Origin of the sequence: Saccharopolyspora dendranthemae, from assembly GCF_007829955.1 — a bacterium.
GTDB lineage: Bacteria > Actinomycetota > Actinomycetes > Mycobacteriales > Pseudonocardiaceae > Saccharopolyspora > Saccharopolyspora dendranthemae.
This window is the reverse complement of sequence record NZ_VIWX01000004.1, coordinates 595,659-616,526: the sequence shown is the minus strand read 5'-3', so window position 1 is coordinate 616,526 and position 20,868 is coordinate 595,659. Positions and strand designations below refer to the sequence as shown.

Annotated in this window: 21 protein-coding genes and 1 pseudogene; 7 read left to right on the top strand and 15 right to left on the bottom strand. The window is 69.5% G+C overall.

The genetic code is table 11. The features are described from left to right. Positions 1 to 3 precede the first annotated feature (3 nt). From FHU35_RS21115 to FHU35_RS21095, 5 genes are all read right to left on the bottom strand, one after another. A complete protein-coding gene (locus FHU35_RS21115; RefSeq protein ID WP_145742694.1) occupies positions 4 to 741 on the bottom strand; it encodes an adenosylcobinamide-GDP ribazoletransferase in 738 nt (245 codons plus the stop codon). Then, positions 741 to 1,814: a nicotinate-nucleotide--dimethylbenzimidazole phosphoribosyltransferase gene (cobT, locus tag FHU35_RS21110; protein ID WP_145742385.1), complete on the bottom strand. Its 1,074-nt coding sequence runs from the start codon at positions 1,812 to 1,814 to the stop codon at positions 741 to 743. Before cobT ends, FHU35_RS21115 begins: the two co-directional genes overlap by 1 nt. Before the next feature lie 49 nt (positions 1,815 to 1,863). Then, a complete protein-coding gene (gene cobU / locus FHU35_RS21105; RefSeq protein ID WP_246110458.1) occupies positions 1,864 to 2,403 on the bottom strand; it encodes a bifunctional adenosylcobinamide kinase/adenosylcobinamide-phosphate guanylyltransferase in 540 nt (179 codons plus the stop codon). A 174-nt stretch (positions 2,404 to 2,577) separates the two neighbouring features. Continuing rightward, positions 2,578 to 3,723 (bottom strand): glycerol dehydrogenase, encoded by a 1,146-nt coding sequence (locus FHU35_RS21100; RefSeq protein WP_145742381.1) that lies wholly within the window; start codon positions 3,721 to 3,723, stop codon positions 2,578 to 2,580. Between the two features lie 146 nt (positions 3,724 to 3,869). Further along, complete coding sequence (locus FHU35_RS21095; protein ID WP_145742379.1) at positions 3,870 to 4,508, bottom strand: DUF3043 domain-containing protein; 639 nt, start codon at positions 4,506 to 4,508, stop codon at positions 3,870 to 3,872. 210 nt (positions 4,509 to 4,718) lie between these two features. On the opposite strand from FHU35_RS21095, the gene FHU35_RS21090 reads away from it, so the two are divergent. Beyond that, positions 4,719 to 5,081: a HesB/IscA family protein gene (locus FHU35_RS21090; protein ID WP_145742376.1), complete on the top strand. Its 363-nt coding sequence runs from the start codon at positions 4,719 to 4,721 to the stop codon at positions 5,079 to 5,081. A gap of 61 nt (positions 5,082 to 5,142) precedes the next feature. Here FHU35_RS21090 and FHU35_RS21085 read toward each other — a convergent pair whose 3' ends face one another. Next, on the bottom strand, positions 5,143 to 5,355 hold the full coding sequence (locus tag FHU35_RS21085) for an RNA-binding S4 domain-containing protein (protein WP_145742374.1): 213 nt from the start codon (positions 5,353 to 5,355) through the stop codon (positions 5,143 to 5,145). 155 nt (positions 5,356 to 5,510) lie between these two features. Here FHU35_RS21085 and FHU35_RS21080 point away from each other — a divergent pair, with 155 nt between their 5' ends. From FHU35_RS21080 to FHU35_RS21070, 3 genes are all read left to right on the top strand, one after another. Then, positions 5,511 to 6,443, top strand: a complete 933-nt coding sequence (locus FHU35_RS21080) for a carbohydrate kinase family protein (RefSeq protein ID WP_145742692.1) — start codon at positions 5,511 to 5,513, stop codon at positions 6,441 to 6,443. A 171-nt stretch (positions 6,444 to 6,614) separates the two neighbouring features. Further along, entirely contained in the window at positions 6,615 to 8,063 is a 1,449-nt protein-coding gene (locus FHU35_RS21075; RefSeq protein ID WP_145742373.1) for an alpha-amylase, read from the top strand. A 121-nt stretch (positions 8,064 to 8,184) separates the two neighbouring features. Then, positions 8,185 to 9,360, top strand: coding sequence for a YncE family protein (locus FHU35_RS21070; protein WP_145742370.1), 1,176 nt, complete (start codon positions 8,185 to 8,187; stop codon positions 9,358 to 9,360). Positions 9,361 to 9,476: 116 nt separating this feature from the next. Here FHU35_RS21070 and FHU35_RS21065 read toward each other — a convergent pair whose 3' ends face one another. From FHU35_RS21065 to FHU35_RS21040, 6 genes are all read right to left on the bottom strand, one after another. Continuing rightward, complete coding sequence (locus tag FHU35_RS21065) at positions 9,477 to 9,695, bottom strand: helix-turn-helix domain-containing protein (protein WP_145742367.1); 219 nt, start codon at positions 9,693 to 9,695, stop codon at positions 9,477 to 9,479. Continuing rightward, positions 9,696 to 10,193 carry a DUF2975 domain-containing protein gene (locus FHU35_RS21060; RefSeq protein ID WP_145742364.1) on the bottom strand — a complete coding sequence of 166 codons (498 nt, stop codon included), beginning with the start codon at positions 10,191 to 10,193 and terminating at the stop codon, positions 9,696 to 9,698. A 137-nt stretch (positions 10,194 to 10,330) separates the two neighbouring features. After that, complete coding sequence (gene mmuM / locus FHU35_RS21055; protein ID WP_145742362.1) at positions 10,331 to 11,224, bottom strand: homocysteine S-methyltransferase; 894 nt, start codon at positions 11,222 to 11,224, stop codon at positions 10,331 to 10,333. 85 nt (positions 11,225 to 11,309) lie between these two features. Further along, entirely contained in the window at positions 11,310 to 12,206 is an 897-nt protein-coding gene (locus FHU35_RS21050; RefSeq protein WP_145742360.1) for a sugar ABC transporter permease, read from the bottom strand. Then, positions 12,206 to 13,123: a carbohydrate ABC transporter permease gene (locus FHU35_RS21045; RefSeq protein WP_145742358.1), complete on the bottom strand. Its 918-nt coding sequence runs from the start codon at positions 13,121 to 13,123 to the stop codon at positions 12,206 to 12,208. The genes FHU35_RS21050 and FHU35_RS21045 overlap by 1 nt, the downstream gene beginning before the upstream one ends. Positions 13,124 to 13,125: 2 nt before the next feature. Next, positions 13,126 to 14,361 (bottom strand): extracellular solute-binding protein, encoded by a 1,236-nt coding sequence (locus tag FHU35_RS21040; protein WP_145742356.1) that lies wholly within the window; start codon positions 14,359 to 14,361, stop codon positions 13,126 to 13,128. A 193-nt stretch (positions 14,362 to 14,554) separates the two neighbouring features. Between FHU35_RS21040 and FHU35_RS21035 the strand changes: the two genes are divergently transcribed. From FHU35_RS21035 to FHU35_RS21025, 3 genes and pseudogenes are all read left to right on the top strand, one after another. Beyond that, a complete protein-coding gene (locus tag FHU35_RS21035; protein ID WP_145742354.1) occupies positions 14,555 to 15,577 on the top strand; it encodes a LacI family DNA-binding transcriptional regulator in 1,023 nt (340 codons plus the stop codon). 96 nt (positions 15,578 to 15,673) lie between these two features. After that, positions 15,674 to 17,230, top strand: coding sequence for a glycoside hydrolase family 13 protein (locus tag FHU35_RS21030; RefSeq protein ID WP_145742352.1), 1,557 nt, complete (start codon positions 15,674 to 15,676; stop codon positions 17,228 to 17,230). Between the two features lie 77 nt (positions 17,231 to 17,307). Beyond that, positions 17,308 to 17,826, top strand: a pseudogene (locus FHU35_RS21025) (M23 family metallopeptidase); the annotation flags it as partial. 58 nt (positions 17,827 to 17,884) lie between these two features. On the opposite strand, the gene FHU35_RS21020 reads toward FHU35_RS21025, so the two are convergent. From FHU35_RS21020 to asnB, 3 genes are all read right to left on the bottom strand, one after another. After that, positions 17,885 to 18,187 (bottom strand): helix-turn-helix domain-containing protein, encoded by a 303-nt coding sequence (locus FHU35_RS21020; RefSeq protein ID WP_425474162.1) that lies wholly within the window; start codon positions 18,185 to 18,187, stop codon positions 17,885 to 17,887. 5 nt (positions 18,188 to 18,192) lie between these two features. Continuing rightward, positions 18,193 to 18,546 (bottom strand): type II toxin-antitoxin system RelE/ParE family toxin, encoded by a 354-nt coding sequence (locus FHU35_RS21015; RefSeq protein ID WP_145742348.1) that lies wholly within the window; start codon positions 18,544 to 18,546, stop codon positions 18,193 to 18,195. A gap of 107 nt (positions 18,547 to 18,653) precedes the next feature. Continuing rightward, positions 18,654 to 20,582, bottom strand: coding sequence for an asparagine synthase (glutamine-hydrolyzing) (gene asnB, locus FHU35_RS21010; protein WP_145742346.1), 1,929 nt, complete (start codon positions 20,580 to 20,582; stop codon positions 18,654 to 18,656). Positions 20,583 to 20,868: the final 286 nt, after the last annotated feature.

Genomic DNA, 20,868 nt, shown 5'->3' with positions numbered 1-20,868 from the left:
GGACTAAAACTGGGAACTGCCGAGGGTGGCGCCTACCAGGACGATGGTCGTCGCGAGCTCTGAGGCGGCGCCGAGGACGTCTCCGGTGATGCCGCCGAAGCGACCGCGGACGTGGTGGGTGAACAGCAGCAGCGCAGCCGCGGCGACCAGGACGCCGCCGGCCGCGGCAGGGGAGATCACCGCCGCGCCCGCTGCTGCCGCGAGCCACCAGCCGATCACCAGCCACAGCGGCTGGCTTCCCGCGACCAGCGCGCCCATGCCTTCCGGTCGAGCCGACGGCAGGCCGGTCCGGCAGCACAGCACGAACGCGGCGCGGCCGGTGACGCAGGCGAGCACGAGCGCCCACGGCGTCTGCCCCAGCTCGCCGATGCACACCGCCTGCACGCCGATCGCCAGGATCAGCGCGACCACGGCGAACGGTCCGGCGCCGCCATCGCGCATCACCTGCAGCGCGCGTTCCGGAGGCCCGTAGCAACCGAGCCCGTCCACGGTGTCGGCGAGCCCGTCCACGTGCATGCCCCTGGTGACCAGCGCCAGCAGCGCGACCACCAGCAGCCCGGCCAGCAGCGGGGGAGCGCTGAGCGCGCTCAAGCCCCACAGCAGCAGCGCTCCGAGCCCGCCGACCAGCGCGCCGACCAGCGGAGCGAACGAGATCGCCTGCCTGCACGCGCGATCGTCGACCTGCCGCGCGGGCAGCGGGAACACCGTCAGCCAGGAAACCGCCAGCCGCAGGCCGTCGATCACGCCCCGGCCTCGGCGGCGACGCCGGCCTCGTCGAAGGTCGCCATCTCGGCCAGCACCTTCACCGCCGCCGTCAGCACCGGCAGCGCCGTGAGCGCGCCGGAGCCCTCACCGAGCCGCAGCTGCATGTCCAGCACCGGCTCCAGGTCGAGGTGCTGCAGCACCAGCGGTCCACCGGGTTCGGCGGAGCGGTGCCCGGCCAGCCACCACTGCCGCGCTCCGGGCGCGAGCTCTTCGGCGACGAGCGCGGCAGCTCCGACGACGACGCCGTCCAGCAGCACCGGGGTCTTGCGCACGGCGGCCTGGGCGAGGAACCCGGCCAGCGCGGCGATGTCCGCACCGGTGGACGTGCGCAGCAGCGCGAGGGGATCGTTGTGGACCTTGCGGGCCCGGCGCAGCGCATCGCGGATCGCGGCGGTCTTGCGCATCCAGGCGGTGTCGTCGACTCCGGTGCCGCGCCCGACCACGGCGACCGGTTCAGTCCCGGTCAGCAGCGAGATCAGCACCGCGGCCGGAGTGGTGTTGCCGATACCCATGTCACCTGCGATGAGCAGGTCGGCCCCGGAGTCGGCCTCTTCGTCGGCGATGGTGCGCCCGGCCTGGACGGCGGCCCGCACCTCCTCGTCGGTGAGGGCGTCCTCGCGATCGATGACCCCGGAGCCGCGCCGCACCTTGTGCGCGCTGACCACCGGCGGGGTGTCGACGTTGACCGACATGTCGACCACTCGCACGGTCGCCCCGGAGTGCGCGGCGAGCACGTTGACCGCAGCGCCGCCGGAGAGGAAGTTGCTCACCATCTGGCCGGTGACCTCAGGCGGGTAGGCGGACACGCCGTGCTGGGCGATGCCGTGGTCACCTGCGAAGACGACCACGCGGGCACGTGCGGGCGGGCGCGGGGGGCAGACGCCTTGCCGCCCGGCGAACCAGACGCCGAGCTCCTCCAGCCGTCCCAGCGAACCGGCCGGCTTGGTCAGCTGCGCCTGCCGCGCGACGGCTTCCCGCGAGGCCTGCTCGTCAGGTGCGGGGACAGGCGGGAACTCGATCGCGCCGGGGTCGTTCTGTTCGGTGGACAAGCGAAAACCTCCGTGTTGAAAAACCGCAGCTCGGCAGGTTTCCGAGCGGTCACCGGATCCGCAGCGGGCATCCGGCGATCAGCAGCAGCACCTCGTCGCACACCGCCGCCAGCCTGGCGTTGAGCGAGCCGAGCTCGTCCCGGAACAGCCTTCCAGACCGGGTCCCGGGCACGACGCCGAGGCCGACCTCGGCCGAGACCAGCACAACTCGTCCTGCGGCGTCCGCGACGCTGGCGATCAGCGCGTCGCAGTGCCCGGCGACGACCTCCAGCGCCGCCGGGTCGCGGTCCCACGCCCCCGCGTCGTCGAGGACGCCGGTGAGCCAGGTGGCCAGATCATCCACGAGCACGTGATCACCGTCGGCGGCGTCGGCGAGAGCTCGCCGCAACGACTCGGGTCCGGGCGCCTCGACGGTCCGCCACCCTTCGGGCCGCCGAGCGACGTGCTTGGCGATCCGCTCGTTCCACTCGCCGTCCGAAGGATCCCGCCGCGCGGTGGCCACGTAGGTCACGGCAGCGTCTTCGGGCACCAACCCCTCGGCGTGCGCCGACTTCCCGGACCGAGCCCCGCCCAACACCAACGTCCGCACGAAACCTCCCCGCTCAACGACCGCCGAGACCGTACCCGGCGACGGGTTCGTGCTGAGCGGGCCAGTGGTGGCGGTGTTCAGTGGTGGCGGTTTTGGTCCGAATTGACCGGGCATATCGGACATCGATCATGGACGGTTCGGACCAAAGCCGCCCTCGGTCACGAGCCTGAGCCGCTAGTGCTTCGCGGTGTAGGGCGCGGGTGCGGGGAGGTTGGCGTTCTCGCGGATGCGGGTGGCGTGGCGGTCGATCGAGGTGAGGGCCGCTGCGACGTCGTCGGCGGTGACCTCGAAGGGCATCGAGTGGATCGTCTCGCCTTCGACGGCTGCGGCGGTGGCGACGGCGCGCACCGAGTCCGCGTCGTCGGGGCGGATGCCGACCTCGGTGAGGGTGGTGGGCAGGCCGACGATCGTGGTGAACTCGATGAATTCGCGCAGGTCGGCCGGGTTGGCGCCCTCCAGGACGAGTTGGGCGACCGAGCCGAGGTTGACCTTCTGCCCGTGCGCGAGGCCGTGCGTGGCGGCGACCGACGTCAGGCCGTTGTGGATCGCGTGCGCCGCCGCGAGCCCGCCGGACTCGAAGCCCAGCCCGGACAGCAGCGTGTTCGCCTCGATGACCTTCTCCACCGCCGGTGTCACCTGGCTGTCGCGCACGGCGTCGATGGCGGGCAGCGCGTTCTCCCAGAGGACGTCCCAGCTGAGCTGCGCCAGCGCGGTCCCGGCGAGGGTGGGCAGGCCGCCGGCCATCGTCGGGGAGTTCGACCGGGACGTGGCGCGGGCCTCCAGCCAGGTGGCGAGCGCGTCGCCGACCCCGGCGATCAGGAACTCCGCGGGCGCGTTGGCGACCAGCTGCGAGTCGACCAGGACGAGGTCGGGATTGCGCGGGAAGAAGCGGTAGGCCTCGAACTCGCCGTCCTCGGTGTAGATCACCGACAGCGCGCTGCAGGGCGCATCGGTCGAAGCCACCGTGGGGGCGTTGGCCCACCTGACCCCGGCGAGGTGCCCGGCCGCCTTCACGGCGTCGATGGTGCTGCCGCCGCCGATGGCGACCACGACGTCGGCGCCGGACGAGGTGATCTCGCCGACGAGGCGGTCCACCTCCTTCGAGCTCGGGACCCCGCCGAAGGCCCTGCGGTCGACCGGCAACCCGGCTTCGGCCAGCGAGGCCTCGACGTCGTGACCGACGAACCCCCACACCACGTCGTCGGCGACCAGGAGCGGTGTCGAACCGAGTGGTGCGAGGTGCCGGCCGAGCTGGTGGATCGCGCCCTTGCCCTGGGCGTAGCGGCCGGGGCTGATCATCGTTCGGATCGACTGGGCCATGGTGACGCTCCTCGGGGTGGATGAGGTGGCTGGTCGGGTGAGCCTAGGAACACCGATCCGGTGGTGCCGGGTGAGCGTGTCTCATCTTGAGACGAAAAATCCGCCCCGCTCACGTGGGTGAGCGGGGCGGATGTCGAATGCGGGGGTCAGCCGACCTTGGCGATGTCCTTGGGGGTGTAGCGGGGACGCGGCACCCGGAGCTTGCGGATCTGCATGGCTCGGGTGAACGCGTACCAGCCCAGCGAGAACGGCCGGTCCTTGTGATCCGGGAACTTGGCCCGGACCCGCTTGTTGACGTAGCGGCCGAGCAGCGAACCCTCGACGACCATCATGATCAGCAGGGCCAGGCAGAACAGCGTGGCGTACTGCTGGATGAGCATGTTCTGCGCCAGCGTCGCGGCGAAGACGACCAGCACCAGCGGCATGAACAGGCCCATCAGGTGCCTGCGGGTGTCGACCAGGTCGCGGACGTGGGCGCGCACCGGCCCCTTGTCGCGGGGCATCAGGTAGCGGTCGTCGCCCTGCATCATGCGCTCACGGCGCTCGGTGACGGCCTTGCGGCGCTCTTCCTTGTTGCCCTTGGCCCGCTTGACGGCCTCGCGCTGGGTCATCGGAGGCGGCGGGACCGGGCCCCGGCGCTTGCCCTCGGCATCGCGACGCGAGGGGGTGGGCTTGCCCTTCTTGGGCGTGTGATGTTGCGCGCGTTCCTCCGCGGACCGCTCCGCGTCGTTCTCGGAGTCCGTGCTCGTGGTCTGCTCAGCGCTGCTTCGGCGAAGGAACCTCACCCCTCCAGGTTATTCGACGCGCCCAGCGGGCTTGCAGGAGACCGTCCGGTTCGCGCTGCGCCTGCTACGTCACACCTGATCCGGCCGCGCTTATGCCACCATGTAGGGAGGAGACAAGAAGTCCCCGGGTTCGCCCGCGGGAATACCCCGGATCCGGTCGTGGTTGAACGTCACGCCGGAATCGGAGAGCGAGACCACGAGGGAGTGTCCATGACCGCCCCGAACACCACTGAGACCGAGGCGCCGGCCCACGGTGTCACGCTGAGCGAGTCTGCTGCCCAGAAGGCCAAGGCCCTGCTGGACCAGGAGGGTCGTGACGACATGCACCTGCGCATCGCCGTCCAGCCCGGTGGCTGCGCCGGTCTGCGCTACCAGCTCTTCTTCGACGAGCGCAGCCTCGACGGTGACGCGCGCCGCGACTTCGAGGGCCTCGGTGTCGTCGTCGACCGGATGAGCGCCCCGTACCTGGAGGGCGCGGTCATCGACTTCGTCGACTCCATCGAGAAGCAGGGCTTCACGATCGACAACCCCAACGCAGGCGGTTCGTGCGCCTGCGGTGACTCGTTCCACTGAGAACGAGCACCCCGTTCTGGCATGAGGCCGGCACCCGCTCGGGTGCCGGCCTCGTTGTTGCTCAGGTGCAGATGACGCGCACGATTTCGTCGTCGAGGACGATCTCGTCGCCGTCCACCAGCTGCCGACCGCGACGCGTCTCCACTGCTCCGTTGACCATGACCAGGCCTTCTTCCAGCACGTCCTTGGCCTCGGCACCGTGTTCCACCAGGCCGGACAGCTTGAGCAGCTGTCCCAGGCGGATCATGTCGTCGGAGATCTCCACATCGCGCATGCCTCCATTGTCTGCCGCCGTCGTCGATCGCGGTGTGGGGGCACGGCCAGGGGTCGACGGGAGCGCTACGCTCGGCTCTTCCGTCGCCGTCCGTAGTGAAGTGGAGGCGCGCTGTGTCCGTCGCAGTGACCGGCAGCATCGCCAGCGATCATCTGATGCACTTCCCCGGCAGGTTCACCGATCAACTGGTGGCCGACGACCTGCAGCAGGTTTCCCTGAGTTTCCTCGTCGATGACCTGGTGGTGCGCCGGGGCGGGGCCGCGGCCAACATCGCCTTCGCGCTCGGAGCGCTGGGAAGACGTCCCGTGCTGGTGGGATCCGTGGGCGCGGACTTCGCCGACTACCGGTCCTGGCTGGAGCGCAACGGGGTCGAGTGCGGCGGCGTGCACGTCTCGGAGCACGCGCACACCGCGCGCTTCGTGTGCACCACCGACCAGGCCTTCAACCAGATCGCGTCCTTCTACGCAGGGGCGATGACCGAGGCGCGGAACATCGAACTGGCTCCGGTGGTGGCCGCGCACGACGTCGACCTGGTGCTGATCAGCCCGAACGACCCGAAGGCCATGATCCGGCACGCCGACGAGTGCAGGCTCCGCGGTTACAGCTTCGCCAGCGACCCGTCGCAGCAGCTCGCCAGGCTCAGCGGCGAGGAGATCCGGCGGATGGTCGAGGGTGCCGATTACCTGTTCACCAACCGGTACGAGTGGGCTCTCCTGCTGCAGAAGACCGGCTGGAGCGAGGACGACGTCCGGGGCGTGGTCGGCGTTCGCGTCACCACGCTCGGTGCCGACGGAGCGGAGATCGTCGAGCGCGACGGTCAGCGGCTGGAGGTGCCTGCGGTTCCGGAGGTCGCCAGGGCGGACCCGACGGGCGTCGGTGACGGTTTCCGCGCCGGATTCCTCGCGGCGATCGAGAGCGGGCTGTCGCTGGAGCGGGCCGCCCAGCTCGGCTCGCTGATCGCGGTGTACGTGCTGGAGGTGACCGGAACGCAGGAGTGGAGCCTCGATCGCGGCCGCGCCCACAAGCGCTTCACCGACACCTACGGGGAGAGCGCCGCGGCCGAGGTCGCCGCCGTCCTACCGCTGTGAGCAATCCCGGTAGACGAATCGCTCGCCGCCCTTGATCCGCACAGGTTTGCAAATTTTTGCGAAGTATTATGGCTGGTAAATTGCCGGTTCTCTTGGCGTATTGACTTAACGGGCGCAAGAAAATGTGATCGTAGGCGTTCGCTCATCGCAGGCGATGCGAAGGAGAATGTCATGCGATTACCGGTGCTAGCGCTGGCCACGGCGGTGGTCGGTGCCTCCCTGGTGCCCGCCGCGTTCGGCCAGGACCGCGCTCCGACTCCGGCCACCGCACCGGTGGCCGGACCGATCATCCAGATGTTCGAGTGGTCCTGGGACTCGGTCGCGAGCGAGTGCACCAGCTTCCTGGGGCCGAAGGGCTTCGGTGCCGTCCAGGTGTCGCCGCCGCAGGAGCACGTGGTGCTGCCCGAGGCCGGTTACCCCTGGTACCAGGACTACCAGCCGGTCAGCTACCAGCTCGAAACCCGGCGCGGGAACCGCGAGCAGTTCGCCGGCATGGTCAAGACCTGCAACGACGCCGGCGTGCAGATCTACGTCGACGCAGTGGTCAACCACATGGCGGGTTCGGACGGCGACCACCCGGGCAGCGCGGGCTCGGAGTTCACCAAGTACGACTACCCGGGCACCTATTCCGACGCGGATTTCCACGAGTGCCGCAGGGACATCGCCAACTACGAGGACAAGTGGGAGGTCCGCAACTGCGAGCTCGTCGGGCTCTCCGACCTCAAGACCGAGAGCGACTGGGTCCGCCAGTCCGAGATCGGTTACCTCAACGACCTGATCAGCCTGGGCGTGTCCGGGTTCCGGGTCGACGGCGTGAAGCACATGCCGCCGGAGGACGTGGGTGCGATCTTCGGCGGTCTCAACACCGTTCCCGGAACCGGGCAGAAGCCCTACGTGTTCCAGGAGGTCATCGCCGACTCCACCACGACGGCGGGGGAGTACACCGGCAACGGTGACGTCACCGAGTTCGCCTACCACGGCAAGGTCAGCGACGCCTTCAAGAACGGCTCGCTCGCGCAGCTGTCGAAGCTGGGCGATTCGATGACGCTGCCCAGCGAGCAGGCCGTGGTGTTCATCGACAACCACGACACCCAGCGCAGTGCGCCGACGCTGACCTACAAGGACGGCGCGGCCTACGACCTGGGAGTGGCCTTCGAGCTCGCCTTCCCCTACGGCACGCCGCAGCTGATCTCCGGTTTCGCCTTCGACGACGCCGATGCGGGCCCGCCCGCCGAGGCCGACGGCATGACCAAGCCCGCCAGCTGCGACGACCAGGCGTGGGTGTGCGAGCACCGGCGTCCGATCATCGCCGGGATGACCGGGTTCCACGGCGCGGTCGGTGGCGCGCAGCTCACCGACTGGTGGGACAACGGCGGCGGTCAGATCGCGTTCGGCCGTGAGGACAAGGGATTCGTGGCGATCAACCGCGAAGGCGGCGAGCTCTCCCAGACCTTCCAGACCTCGTTGCCCGCGGGCAGCTACTGCGACGTGATGTCCGGTGAGGTCTCGGACGGTTCTTGCACCGGCCAGACGGTCGAGGTCGGCGACGACGGGAAGTTCACCGCGACGGTGGCCGCGAACTCCGGTCTCGCACTGCACGCCGGAGCGAAGCTCGGCTGACCGATGCCCGGCGCGTGGGCTGTTCGGACGCATGTGCCGAACTCCTGCGCGCCGGGCATATCCGAATTGATCTCATGTTCGTTGGGGGATTGATCCCACGTGGGCAGGAAGGGCGATTCGGATGCGACACAGGATTTGGGCGATCGGCGCGGCAGCGCTCATCGCGCTCGCGGCGGTACCGGCCTCCGCGACCGCGGATGAGCGGCGCGACGTGATGTTCGTCGGCAACAACTGGGACGGCACCGTCGACCTGCTCGACGCCGCCGACTTCGACAAGTACCAGCGCATCGACGTGGTCCCGGACCTCGACCAGCGGCTGCGCGAGATGACCCCGGACCAGCGCGCGGCCATGCTGATCATCCGCGAAACCGCGGGCGAGGGCCACGACCAGCTGGTCGACGACATCGCGGTTTCCCCGGACGGCAAGACCATGTACGTCTCGCGGCCGAGTCTCGGCGACGTGGCCGCCTACGAGATCACCACCGGCGAGCAGGTCTGGCGCACTCCCGTCGAGGGCTACCGGTCCGACCACATGGCGCTGTCCCCGGACGGCACCGAACTGGCGGTCTCGGCGACCACCGCCAACGTCGTGCAGCTGCTCGACCCCGCTGACGGCTCGGTCACCGGGAGCTTCCCGACCGGCGACTTCCCGCACGAGAACCGCTACTCCGCCGACGGGAAGACCCTGTACAACGCCACCATCGGCCGCGTGGTCATGCCCGACGACCCGGCGCTGGACGGGCTCAAGGGCAAGCGGCAGCTGACCATCGTGGACGCAGCGACGCAGCAGGTCCGGGACACCATCGACTTCGGCGTCGGCATCCGCCCGTTCCTGGTGACCCCCGACGGCAAGACGATGTACGCGCAGCTGTCGTTCCACAACGGCTTCGTCGAGTACAGCCTCGAGGAGAAGCGGGTCACCCGCACCGTGCACCTGCCGCTGTCCGAGGACGCGCAGCAGATGAAGCGCGAGGACTACCCGCTGGACTCCGCGCACCACGGCCTCAGCGCCAACGCCGACGGCACCAAGCTCTGCGACGCGGGCACGATCTCGGACTACGCGGCCATCGTCTCGGTCCCGTCGCTGACCACCGACGCCATCGTGCCGGTCGGCAAGAAGCCGTACTGGGCCGCGACCAGCCCGAACGGCCAGTACTGCTTCCTGTCCAACAGCGACAGCGATGACATCTCGGTGGTCGACTTCAACGGCACGAAGGAGGCGGCCCGCATCCCCGTCGGAGACCACCCGCAGCGAGTCCGCGGCTACGCGATCCCCACGTCGGTCCTGCACGGCTGAACCCGGTGGGGTGGGGGCGCCGACGTCCCCACCCCGTGCCCGGGTGACGAGCGCGATCATCCGACCTCGCGCACCACCGGTTTTCGGCCGGACCAGCTGGTTCTCGTTGGGGTGCTTCAGCGGGCGTCGTCGTCGGGCTCCCAGCGGAGGAGGTCTCCCGGGGTGCAGTCGAGGACCTGGCAGAGGGCGTCGAGGGTGGTGAAGCGGACGGCCTTGGCTCGGCCGTTCTTCAGGACCGCGAGGTTCGCCGGGGTGATGCCGACGCGCTCGGCGAGCTCGCCGACCGACATCTTGCGCTTGGCCAGCATGACGTCGATGTCGACCGCGATCGGCACTCAGATCACCTCGTCCAGCTCGGCCTGCATCCGCGTCGCCTGCACGTCGCGGTCGACCGCCTGCGCCAGCAGCACGCGCAGCACCAGCACGACCAGCGCGACCCCCAGGATCGCCACGACCACGCCGCAGATCAGCAGCACGACGCCCGGCGCGACGGCCTCACCGGGCGCCAGCAGGCAGGCGAGGGCGAAGACGTCGAGCGCCGCGGCCACGATCGCACCGATGATGACGTGCACGTAGCGGAAAGCCGCGTGGGAGAACACGGTTCCGCGCCGGACCATCGTGACGAGCCGCCACACGCAGACGACCACGACCTGGCAGGCCACCAGTCCGAGCACGACGATCAGCAGCAGCGGCACCCGCAGGTAGGCGTGCTGCGCGTTCAGCTCCTCCAGATCGGCGTTGAGCAGCGGCACCATCACCGCCTGCACGAACAGCGACCCGGCCAGCAGCACCACGAGCACGACTCGCAGCGCGAGCACCGCCGACTTCCTCATCGCCACTCCTTCGATCGAACCACGATGAGAATCTATCGAAAAACGATAGATCGAGGCAAGCCGGGACCCGTCGGGTCGGATCGCGATCATGCGGGAACGCGCCACCGCGCCGACGTTCTCGCGGAGCACCCCGGCGGTCAGCTCTCCGGGTCGAGGAGGGCTTCCGCCACCGCGGTGATGTCTTCGGGGCGAACTCGGCAGCAGCCGCCGACGAGGGTGGCGCCGGCTTCGCGCCAGCGGCGGGCCTGACGCGGGGACAGGCGGGGATCGCCGGTCCAGGCGTGGTGCTCGGAATCCCAGTCCTCGCCGCTGTTCGGGTAGGCCACCAGCGGCTTGGCCGTTGCCGCGCGGGCGGTTTCGAGTGCCGGGAGGACGTCCTCCGGTGTCGAGCAGTTGATGCCGATCGCGCTGATGGCGTCGGACTCGGCCAGCGCGAAGGCCTCGGAGAGCGGCTGCCCCGCACGAGTGCGGTCGCCGTCGACGGTGAACGACAGCCAGGCCGGGACCCCCAGGCCGGCCACGGCTTCCACCAGGACTTCGGCTTCGTCGACGTCGGGGATGGTCTCCAGCGCGAGGACGTCCGGCGCCGCGTCGGCCAGCACCTCCAGGCGCGGCAGGTGGAACTCGCGCAGCTCCTGCTTGCTCAGGCCGTAGTCGCCGCGGTACTCGGAACCGTCGGCGAGCGTCGCGCCGTAGGGGCCGATGGAGGCGGCGACCCAGCGGTGCTCGCCCGGCTCGACCTCACCCGCGAGCCGGGCCAGTTCGACGCTGCGGCGCAGCAACCGCTCCGCTCCGGCGCGGTCGAGGCCGCGCTCGGCGAATCGCTCGAAGGACGCCTGGTAGCTGGCGGTGGTGGCGATGTCCGCGCCCGCTCGGTAGAAGGCGGCGTGCGCGGCGACGATCTCCTCAGGGGCGTCGGCCAGCAGGCGCGCCGACCACAGCGCGTCGGCGAGTTCGTGCCCCATCGCCTCCAGCTCCGTGGCCAGCCCGCCGTCGAGAACCATCGGCCGGTCGACCCTGAATCCCTCCATGCCCACCAGCGTAGTGGTGTTCGGCGCACGCCGACCGCCTTCGCGCCCGGCGTGGGGAGGATTCGAACTTCGCGCGAAATTCGAATCAGCCCTTGACGCTGCCCGCCGACAGCCCTGAGACGAGGAAGCGCTGCACCGCGTAGAAGACGATCACCGCGGGAACCGCCACCAGGACCGACGCCGCCGCGAGATGACCCCATTCCGCCCGGTTCTGCTGGACGAAGACCTGCAGGCCCACCGCGAGCGTCTTGGACTCGTCGGCCGCTGACAGGAACGCCGAGGCGAAGGCGACCTCGCTCCAGGCCACGATGAACGAGTAGAAGCCGGTCACCGCCAGCCCCGGGCGGGCCAGCGGCAGCACCAGCCGCCAGAACACGCCGAGCGGCGAGAGCCCGTCGACCCGCCCGGCCTCGTCGATGTCGGCCGGGATGCCGTCGAAGTAGCCCTTGAGCATGAAGGTGCAGAACGGAATCGCGGTGCTGCAGTAGACCAGCACCAGCCCGAGCGAGCTGCCCTGCAACCCCAGGTTGAGCAGGATGTTGTACAGCGGCACGATCAGCACCGCGAACGGGAACATCTGCACGACCAGGAACGACAGCAGCAGCCAGTGCCTGCCGGGGAACCGGAACCGGCTCAGCGCGTAGGCGGTCGTCGCCGCCAGCAGCACGCCGAGCACGGTGGTCAGGGCCGCGATCAGCACGGAGTTGCCGAACCACGCGAGGAATGAGCCCTTCGCGCCGCTGAGCACGTCCGCGTAGTTGTCCAGGCTGGAGTCGTTGAACAGCGACGGGGTCGCCTCGACCGCCTTGGCGTCCGGCTTGAACGACACCACCACGACCCAGAACACCGGGAACACCGCGATCAGCGACGCCGCCACCAGCGCGCCGTGCAGGCCGATGCTCGCCAGGGTCGAGCGCCGGCCCCGGCCGCGCGGCTGGGCGGCGGCCGAGGACGCCCGCAAGGACGCTGCGTCGATGCTCATCACAGCACCTCTCCCTGCCGCGCCATCGCGCGGCGGTAGATCGCGGCGAAGACCAGCAGCACCGACAGGATCAGCACGCCGTAGGTGGAGGCGATCGCGTAATCCCTGGTGGCGCCGGAGAAGAACCGCTCGAAGGCGTAGGTCACGAGGATTCGGGTGTGCGGGTTGTTGCCGGTGATCAGGTAGATGACCGGGAACATGTTGAACGTCCAGATCACCCCGAGCAGCACGACGCTGCTCGACACCGGCCGCAGTCCCGGCAGAGTCACGTTGACGAACCGCTGCCAGGGCGTCGCGCCGTCCATCTCAGCGGCCTCGTGGAGATCGGACGGGATGGCCTGCAGCCCGCCGAGCAGGGCGACCATCATGAACGGCACGCCCAGCCACACGTTGACCACGATCACCGACAGCAGCGCCAAGTTCGACTGCCCGAGCCACACCTGCCCCGGCAGGCCGAGCGTTTCCAGGACCCAGTTGACGAGTCCGTAGTCGGCGTTGAGCAGGTACCGCCACGCGAACGCGCTGATGAACACCGGAACCGCCCACGGCAGGATCAGCAGCACCCGGTAGAGCCCGCGTCCCCGCATCCGCCGGTTGAGCAGCATCGCGAGGCCGAGCCCGATGCCGTAGTGGCAGGCCACGCACGCGAAGGTCCAGATCACGGTGCGCACCAGCGTCGCCCAGAACGAGCCGAAGGCCGCCGATCCGGACAGCACGTTGAGGTAGTTGTCCCCTCCCACGAACTCGTACCGGGCTTCGCGGTCCAGGACGGGGTTGGCGATGTTGGTGTCGTTGATGTCGGTGAACCCGAAGTACACGCCCTGCAGCAGCGGCAGCACGACCAGCAGCGCGAGGACCGCGACGACCGGCAGCACCATCGCGTAGCCGAACCAGTACCGGGCGAGGAAGTTCCGCATGGTCAGCGCTTCGCGTAGTCGGTGAGGATCGTGGACTGGTAGGTCTGCGCCAGCTCGTCGAGCGCGGGCTTGGTCTGCTTGCGACCCGACAGGACGTCGCCGTAGGCGGTCTGCAGCGGTTCGAGCAGCTCGCTGTTCTGCGGGATCCAGGCGCGCGGGTGGGTGGAGGCCGCCAGCGGGCGGAACGCCGTGACGATCGGGTTCGCGGTCACCGCGGGGTCGTCGTAGGCCGACGTGCGGGTGGGCAGCAGGCCCAGCTCCGCGGCGACCTTCGCCTGGTTGGCGGTGCTGCTCATGCAGGCGAGGAACTTCTGCGAAGCCTCGGTGGCGTCGCTGCCCTGCCGGATCACGTAGTCGTGCCCGCCGACCGGCGACGGGGTGGCCGAGCCGGGGACCGGCGCGATGCCGAGGTTGGCCGGGTCGGCGAATTCCTGGGACGCGGTGAACTCCGAGACCGCCCAAGGTCCGTCGATCACCATGGCGGTCTCGCCGGTGGTGAAGGCCGTTTTCATGCTGGTGTAGGAGTTGGGCTGGTCCAGCGAGGTGCGGGCGGCCTTCGCGTCGAGCAGATCCTTGGCGACCTGCACGCCGCTCGCGGTCTCGGGGGAGTTGACCGTGATCGTCTTCGTGGCCGGGTCCACCAGGTCACCGCCGTGGGCGTAGATGAACGGCAGCGCGTAGTACTCGTCGTTGTTGAGGAACAGCGCGTTCTCGCCGCCCAGCTTCGGCGCGATGGCCTTGAGCTCGTCCCAGTTCTGCGGCGGTGTCACCCCGGCGGCGTCGAGCTTGCGCTTGTTGTAGAACAGCGCGAGCGCGTCGGTCACCTGCGGCACGGCGTAGGTCCGGCCCTCGAACTTCGTCGATTCCAGCGTGTTCGGCAGGAAGTCGGCGGTGTCGGTGACCAGCGGCGTCCCGGAGAGGTCCTGGATGAGACCGGCCTGCGCGAGTTGCGAGACCCAGCCGACGTCGGCGCGCAGCACGTCGGGGCCCTGGCCGCCTTGCGCCGCGGTCTTGTAGTTGTTCAGCGCCTGGTCGAAGGCCACCGACTCGACCTGCACCCGGTAACCCCCGGTGCGTCCGCACTCCTGCGCGACCTCGCTGAACACGGCGCTCTCCGCCGATCCGCTGGTGTCCCAGTACACGACTTGGTTCGGGTCGCCGCTCGTACCGCCGCACCCGGCGAGGGTGAGGGCGCCGACCAGGCCCATGACGGCAGTGACCGTGGCCTTGGGGCTCATTCCGGACCTCCGATGTGCAAATTTTTGCGACGGACTGGCGTTCGATTGCATACCCAGAATGTGAGTTGAGTCAAGGTGTTCGAGCAGAAGTGGACAGAGTCCGGCAACCGGCAACGGAACACCATTGCAAATAGTTTCGGTTGCGTGCAGGATCGAGGCCGGCGGCAACATCGGTAGCGGAAGGAGCCTGGCGTTGGCGGGTCTGGCCGAGATCGCGGAAGCGGCCGGGGTGAGCGTGTCCACGGTGAGCCGCGTGCTCAACCGCAAGTCGGGCATCGCCGAGGAGACCCGGCAACGAGTGCTCGACGTGCTCAACCAGCTGCCGCACACCGCCCGAGGCGTCGGCGCGCTGCGGCGCACCGGGGTGATCGGCCTGCTGGTGCCGGAGCTGTCCAACCCGGTCTTCCCGGCCTTCGCCGAAGCGCTGGAAAGCCGTGCCGCGCAAGCGGGTTACGCCTCGCTGCTGTGCAACACGCGCGCGGCGATGAGCGAGAAGGACTACGTCCAGATGCTCCAGGCGCGCGGGGTCGAGGGCATGATCTTCGTGTCGCCGGAGATCGCCAACCCCGACAACGACGAGCGCCGCAGTCGCGGCTACTACGAGAAGCTCGGTCGCGACGGCGTCCGGATGGTGTTCGTCAACGGAGGTGCGCCGAGCCTCGACGTCCCGGACATCACCGTCGACGAGCACCTCGCAGGCCACACCGCCGCGCGGCACCTGCTGGAACTCGGCCATCACCGCATCGGTTTTGTCAGCGGCCCCTCGCGGGCGCTGCCCTCCCGGCTCAAGCGCGCGGGCTGGGCGGCAGCCCTGGAGGAGGCGGGGGTCGAACCGGCAGCCGAGCTCGTCGCTCACGGTTCGTTCTCCGCCGAGGGCGGTGCCGAGGCGATGGCCCGGCTGCTCGACGGTCCGGAACCCACTGCGGTGCTGTGCTCGTCGGACGTGATGGCGCTGGGGGCGATGGGCGAGGCCAAGCGGCGCGGGCTGAGCACCCCGGACGACATCTCGGTGGTCGGCTTCGACGACATCCCGCTGGCCGCCTACTGCCAGCCGGCGCTGACGACCCTGGCCCAGCCCATCCGCGACATGGCCGCTGCCGCGGTGGACGAACTCCTGCGCCAGCTCGACCCCGACGGGGACGAGCGCGGCTCGACCAGCTTCAGCCGCATGTTCCGCCCGCACCTGATCGTCCGCGAATCCACTCGGGAACGGTGAGACACCCGGGCAGCTCTGGTCCGAACCGCCCACCGTCGAAGACTGTTCTGCCCGGTCAGTTCGGACCAAACTGCCCGCACTCCGGAAAGGAGCAGCATGTCTTGGTGGCGTGATGCCGTGGTGTACCAGATCTACGTGCGCAGCTTCGCCGACGGCGACGGCGACGGGGTCGGCGACCTGGCCGGGGCGCGGGAGCGGTTGCCGCACCTCGTGGAGCTCGGTGTCGACGCGATCTGGCTGACGCCCTTCTACCCGTCGCCGATGGCGGACGGGGGCTACGACGTCGCCGACTACTGCGGCGTCGACCCGCTCTTCGGCGACCTCGACGACTTCGACGCCCTGCTCGCCGAGGCCCACGACGCCAGCATCCGGGTGCTCGCCGACATCGTCCCGAACCACACCTCCGACCAGCACGCGTGGTTCACCGAGGCCGTGGCCGCCGGACCCGGTTCGGCCGAACGCGACCGCTACCTGATCCGCGACGGGCGCGGCGACGAACCGCCGAACGACTGGGAATCCATCTTCGGCGGCCCGGCCTGGACCCGGCTGCCCGACGGCCAGTGGTACCTGCACCTGTTCGCGCCCGAGCAGCCCGACCTCAACTGGCGGAACCCGCAGGTGCGCGCGGACTTCCGCAAGGTGCTCAAGTTCTGGCTGGACCGCGGGGTCGACGGTTTCCGCATCGACGTCGCGCACGGCATGATCAAGCACCCCGACCTGCCCGACACCGGTCGCAGCGAGCAGATCTCGTTGCTGGGGCGCGGCGAGCTGCCGTACTTCGACCAGGACGAGGTGCACGAGATCTACCGCGATTGGCGCGTGCTGCTCGATTCCTACTCCGGCGGGCGCATCGGCGTCGCCGAGGCCTGGGCGTCGACCCAGGAGCGGCTGGCCCGCTACGTCCGGCCCGACGAGCTGCACCAGGCGTTCAACTTCGCGCTGCTGGAGGCTCCGTGGTCGGCGGAGGAGTTCAGGAAGGTGGTCGCCGAATCGCTCGCCACCACCGCCCAGGTGGGGGCGACCACGACGTGGGTGCTCGGCAACCACGACGTCCGGCGGCCCGTGACCCGCTACGGCGACGGCGAGCTCGGCTTGGCCCGCGCCCGTGCGGCGGCGCTGCTCAGCTTCGCCCTGCCCGGTTCGGTCTACGTCTACCAGGGCGAGGAGCTGGGACTGCCCGAGGTGCTGGACCTGCCCGGCGAGGTCCGGCAGGACCCGATCTGGACGCGTTCCGGGGGTGCCGACGTCGGTCGCGACGGCTGCCGCGTGCCGCTGCCGTGGTCCGGCGACGAACCGCCGTTCGGCTTCGGTCCGGCCGGGAGCTGGCTCCCGGTGCCGGGGGAGTGGGCATCATCCACTGCGGAGGCCCAGCGCGACGAGCCGGGTTCGGTGCTGAGCCTGTACCGCTCTGCGCTCGCCCTGCGCCGCGCGCTCGCCGGCCTGGGTGATGGCGACCTGACCTGGCTGGAGGCCCCGGAGCAGGTCGTGGCGTTCACCCGCGAACCCGGTTTCACCTGCGCCACCAACTTCGGCGAGACCGCGGTCGCTCTGGAGCCGACCGGTGCCCTGCTGCTGCGCAGCGACGGCGTCGAGTCCTGGACCGGTGAGCTGCCGCCGAACACCACGGTGTGGCTCCAATACTGGGAAAAGTGAACGAGAAATCGTTCCGCTGGGTCTATTTCTACCCAACTAGGCATGGTCACATGTGAATCACCAACGACACGGAGGTGATTCGCATGGTGCGACGATTAGGGACGACCATGGCAGCGGCGGCGCTGGCTGCCGTCGCCGTGGTCGGATTCCAGGCGCCGGCCTCGGCCGCGCCCAACTTCCAGGTGCCCTTCAAGTGCGGCGTCGAGGTCACGGCCGCCACCTTCAGCGGGCACAGCCCGGCCAACTCGGTGGACTTCCAGAAGGACGGCATCACCGGCATGCCCGTCCTCGCCTCGGCAGGCGGCACCGTGACCAGGTCGGAGAACGAAGGCGACACCAGCTACGGCCGGTGGATCGAGCTCGACCACGGCAACGGCTGGCGCACCCGCTACGCCCACCTGTCCAGCCAGGCCGTCTCGGTCGGCGACGAGGTGTCGGGCGGCGGCAAGATCGGTGAAGCCGGCGCCACCGGCGGAGTCACCGGCCCCCACCTGCACTACGAACAGATCCTCGACGGCGCCGACCGCAAGGTCGTCCTCAACGGCAAGGCCATCCCCTACTACGACCACACCAACGTCACCAGCAAGAACAACTGCTGATTCCTGGGGGCGGAGGAACGGCCGGCCCGCCTCCCGGAGGTGGACCGGCCGTCGCTCACGCGCTCGCCGCGGAATCGCTTTGGTTGAAGCGCACGACGAGTTCGACGTCCAAAGCGCGTGCGAGGCGCTCGAGGATCGGGATGGTCGGGACGGTGCCTCCGGCCTCGAAGCGGGCGACCGCAGGCTGGGACATCCCCGCTGCTTCGGCGAGCTGGGTCTGCGTCCAAGCGCGCTCCTCGCGCAGCTCGCGCGTGGCCTTTCCCAGCTCGTAGGCGATCCGGGTGGCCTCGTAGGCCTCTGCAACGCCGGGCTCCGTCATCCTGCGGTTGCGCAGCGATGCCCAGTCCGTTCTGGTCACAGTCATCACCCCTCAACGAATTCGTCCACGTCGTGACCCTCGTCCACGCACCGGCGGTAGGTGCGCCATGCGCGCTCGATCTCCCTGGGCTCCCTCATCCTGGTCTTCCTGAAGACGGTGAGCAGCACGATCCGTCTTCCGGGTGCGATCCAGTACGTGACCCGCAGCGCGTCGCCGTCGAGGTAGAACCTGAGCTCCCGCAACTTGCCCCTGAGCTGCCTCGTGTACGGCTCGCCCAGCAGGACGCCGTCCTCCTCGAGGCGGTCGATGTAGAACATCGCGGTCGCGAAATGCGCGGGGGCGAGTCCTTCCAGCCATCGCCGGACCTCCGGTTCGAGCTCTACGGTACCCCAGTTCATATCATTGATGATATGAACCCGCTCGCTTTCACCATCGGGCGATCCGGGCAGAAGAACGGCCGGTCCACCTCCGAGGGGTGAACCGGCCGTTCGTGCCACGTCGAGCGTCAAAGGCGGACGGGGTAGTGGGGTTCGGGGACCTCGGGGGAGAGGCGGCCCTCGATGAAGATGCCGTGCCAGAGCATGAACACCAGCAGCGCCCAGAGGCGGCGGCTGTGGTCCAGGACGCCGGAGCGGTGCTCCTCCAGCAGCTGCAGGATCGCGCGGCGGTCCAGCAGGTGATCGGTCTGCGACTGCTGGATGATGTTGCGCGCCCAGTCGTGCATCTCGTCCTTGAGCCAGTGCCGGATCGGCACCGGGAAGCCGAGCTTGCGGCGGTTGAGCACGTGCGCCGGGACGACCTGGTACAGCGCCTGGCGCAGCGCGTACTTGGTGGTCTCGCTGGTGATCTTCTGCTCCAGCGGCACCGTGCTGGCGACCCGGAAGACCTCGTTGTCGAGGAACGGAACCCGCAGCTCCAGCGAGTTGGCCATGGTCACCTTGTCCGCCTTGACCAGGATGTCACCGCGCAGCCAGGTGAACAGGTCCACGTGCTGCATCCGGGTCACCGGGTCCCAGTTCTGCGACTGGCCGTACGGGACCGCGGTGATGTCCTTATGCGACACGCCGGGGTCGAAGCCGCGCATGATCCCGCGCAGCTGGTCGTCCCGGAAGATGCGCGCGTTGCCGTAGTAGCGCTCCTCCAGGTCCAGCGAACCGCGACGCAGCAGGTCCTTGCCGCGCACGCCCTCCGGGATGCGGCTGGAGACCTTGCCCATCGCCTTGCGCAGCGCGCCCGGCACCCTCTCGAACGGTGCCAGCGACAGCGGCTCGCGGTAGATCGTGTAGCCGCCGAACAGCTCGTCGGCGCCCTCGCCGGAGAGCACCACCTTCACGTGCTGCCGAGCCTCGCGGGCGATGAACCACAGCGGCACCAGCGCCGGGTCGGCCACCGGGTCGTCGAGATACCAGATGATCAGCGGCAGCGCGTCCATCATCTCCTGGGGGGAGACGGTGCGGACCACGTGCTTGACGCCGATCGCCGCGGCCGACTCGGCCGCCACGTCCACCTCCGAGTAGCCCTGCCGCTCGAAACCGGTCGTGAAGGTGATCAGGTTCGGGTTGTGCTCCTTGGCCAGCGCCGCGATCGCCGTGGAGTCGATGCCGCCGGACAGGAACGAGCCGACCGTGACGTCCGCGCGCATGTGCTTGGCGACCGAGTCGCGCATCACATCGACGATCTCGTTCTGCAACCGCTTCACGTCGGCGTCGGTGTTGGCCGGGCGCGGCCGGAAGTTCGGCTGGAAGTACCGCTCGGTCACCAGCTGCCCGCCGGGCGAGACCGTGAACGAGGTGCCCGACTCGATCCGGCGGATCTGCCGGTGCAGCGACTCGGGCTCCGGCACGTACTGCAGCACGAAGTAGTGCTGCAGCGCCTTGTGGTCGAGCTCCTCGCCGATCTTGACCGTGTTGGCCAGGCTGAGCAGGCTCTTCTTCTCGCTGGCGAAGGCCGTGCCGCCGGGTCCGGAGGCGTAGAACAGCGGCTTGATGCCGAACGGGTCGCGCGCGCCGTAGACCACCTTGCGCTCGCTGTCCCAGACCATGAACGCGAACATGCCGCGCAGCCGGCCGACGGACTGCGGCCCCATGTAGTGGTAGGCGGCGACGATGACCTCGGTGTCGCCGTCCGTGCCGAACCGGGCGCCGTACTGCTCGATCAGCTCGGCGCGCAGCTCGAGGTAGTTGTAGATCTCGCCGTTGAAGGTGATCGTGTACCGCTGCGGGTTCTCCGGCGGGCCCCAGGTCAGCGGCTGGTGGGAGTGCTCGAGGTCGATGATCGACAGCCGGTTGAAGCCGAGGACGACCTCACCGCCCTGCCACGTGTCGCTCTCGTCCGGTCCCCGGTGTCGTTGACACGGCAGCGCGTTGGCCACGGCGTTCACGCTGTAACCGGCAGTTTCTTCGGTGGGACAGATGAGTCCAAGCAGGCCGCACACGCGTCTGTGCACCTCTCCGGGTCGGGGGGAAAAGGCTGGCTCCAGTATGCAGAACCCTGGCGCGCGCGCTGCACGCGCGTGGGGCGATCAATTCGCGGCCTCGTGCTCAGCGGTGCGGTGGCAACCGGAGCGGTCCCACCGCTTCGAGTGGAGCCCCCGGCGCGCGATCAACGCCCCCGGAGCAGTATCGCGGCTACACCTGGGCTAGGCTCTGCCCAGGATTCCGGCGGCGGATCCGCGGTTGCCTGCGGGCGTGCCGGGGATCGACCAAGCCGCTTCGGTGAGT

Bases quoted from the DNA above. Each gene is read 5' to 3' on its own strand.
- FHU35_RS21015 (WP_145742348.1), bottom strand. From the start codon at position 18,546: ATGAACTGGGGTACCGTAGAGCTCGAACCGGAGGTCCGGCGATGGCTG.
- FHU35_RS21045 (WP_145742358.1), bottom strand. From the start codon at position 13,123: ATGCGGAACTTCCTCGCCCGGTACTGGTTCGGCTACGCGATGGTGCTG.
- FHU35_RS21070 (WP_145742370.1), top strand. From the start codon at position 8,185: ATGCGACACAGGATTTGGGCGATCGGCGCGGCAGCGCTCATCGCGCTC.
- FHU35_RS21085 (WP_145742374.1), bottom strand. From the start codon at position 5,355: ATGCGCGATGTGGAGATCTCCGACGACATGATCCGCCTGGGACAGCTG.
- FHU35_RS21040 (WP_145742356.1), bottom strand. From the start codon at position 14,361: ATGAGCCCCAAGGCCACGGTCACTGCCGTCATGGGCCTGGTCGGCGCC.
- FHU35_RS21060 (WP_145742364.1), bottom strand. From the start codon at position 10,193: ATGAGGAAGTCGGCGGTGCTCGCGCTGCGAGTCGTGCTCGTGGTGCTG.
- FHU35_RS21075 (WP_145742373.1), top strand. From the start codon at position 6,615: ATGCGATTACCGGTGCTAGCGCTGGCCACGGCGGTGGTCGGTGCCTCC.
- FHU35_RS21050 (WP_145742360.1), bottom strand. From the start codon at position 12,206: ATGAGCATCGACGCAGCGTCCTTGCGGGCGTCCTCGGCCGCCGCCCAG.
- FHU35_RS21090 (WP_145742376.1), top strand. From the start codon at position 4,719: ATGACCGCCCCGAACACCACTGAGACCGAGGCGCCGGCCCACGGTGTC.
- FHU35_RS21100 (WP_145742381.1), bottom strand. From the start codon at position 3,723: ATGGCCCAGTCGATCCGAACGATGATCAGCCCCGGCCGCTACGCCCAG.
- FHU35_RS21080 (WP_145742692.1), top strand. From the start codon at position 5,511: ATGCACTTCCCCGGCAGGTTCACCGATCAACTGGTGGCCGACGACCTG.
- FHU35_RS21030 (WP_145742352.1), top strand. From the start codon at position 15,674: ATGTCTTGGTGGCGTGATGCCGTGGTGTACCAGATCTACGTGCGCAGC.
- mmuM (WP_145742362.1), bottom strand. From the start codon at position 11,224: ATGGAGGGATTCAGGGTCGACCGGCCGATGGTTCTCGACGGCGGGCTG.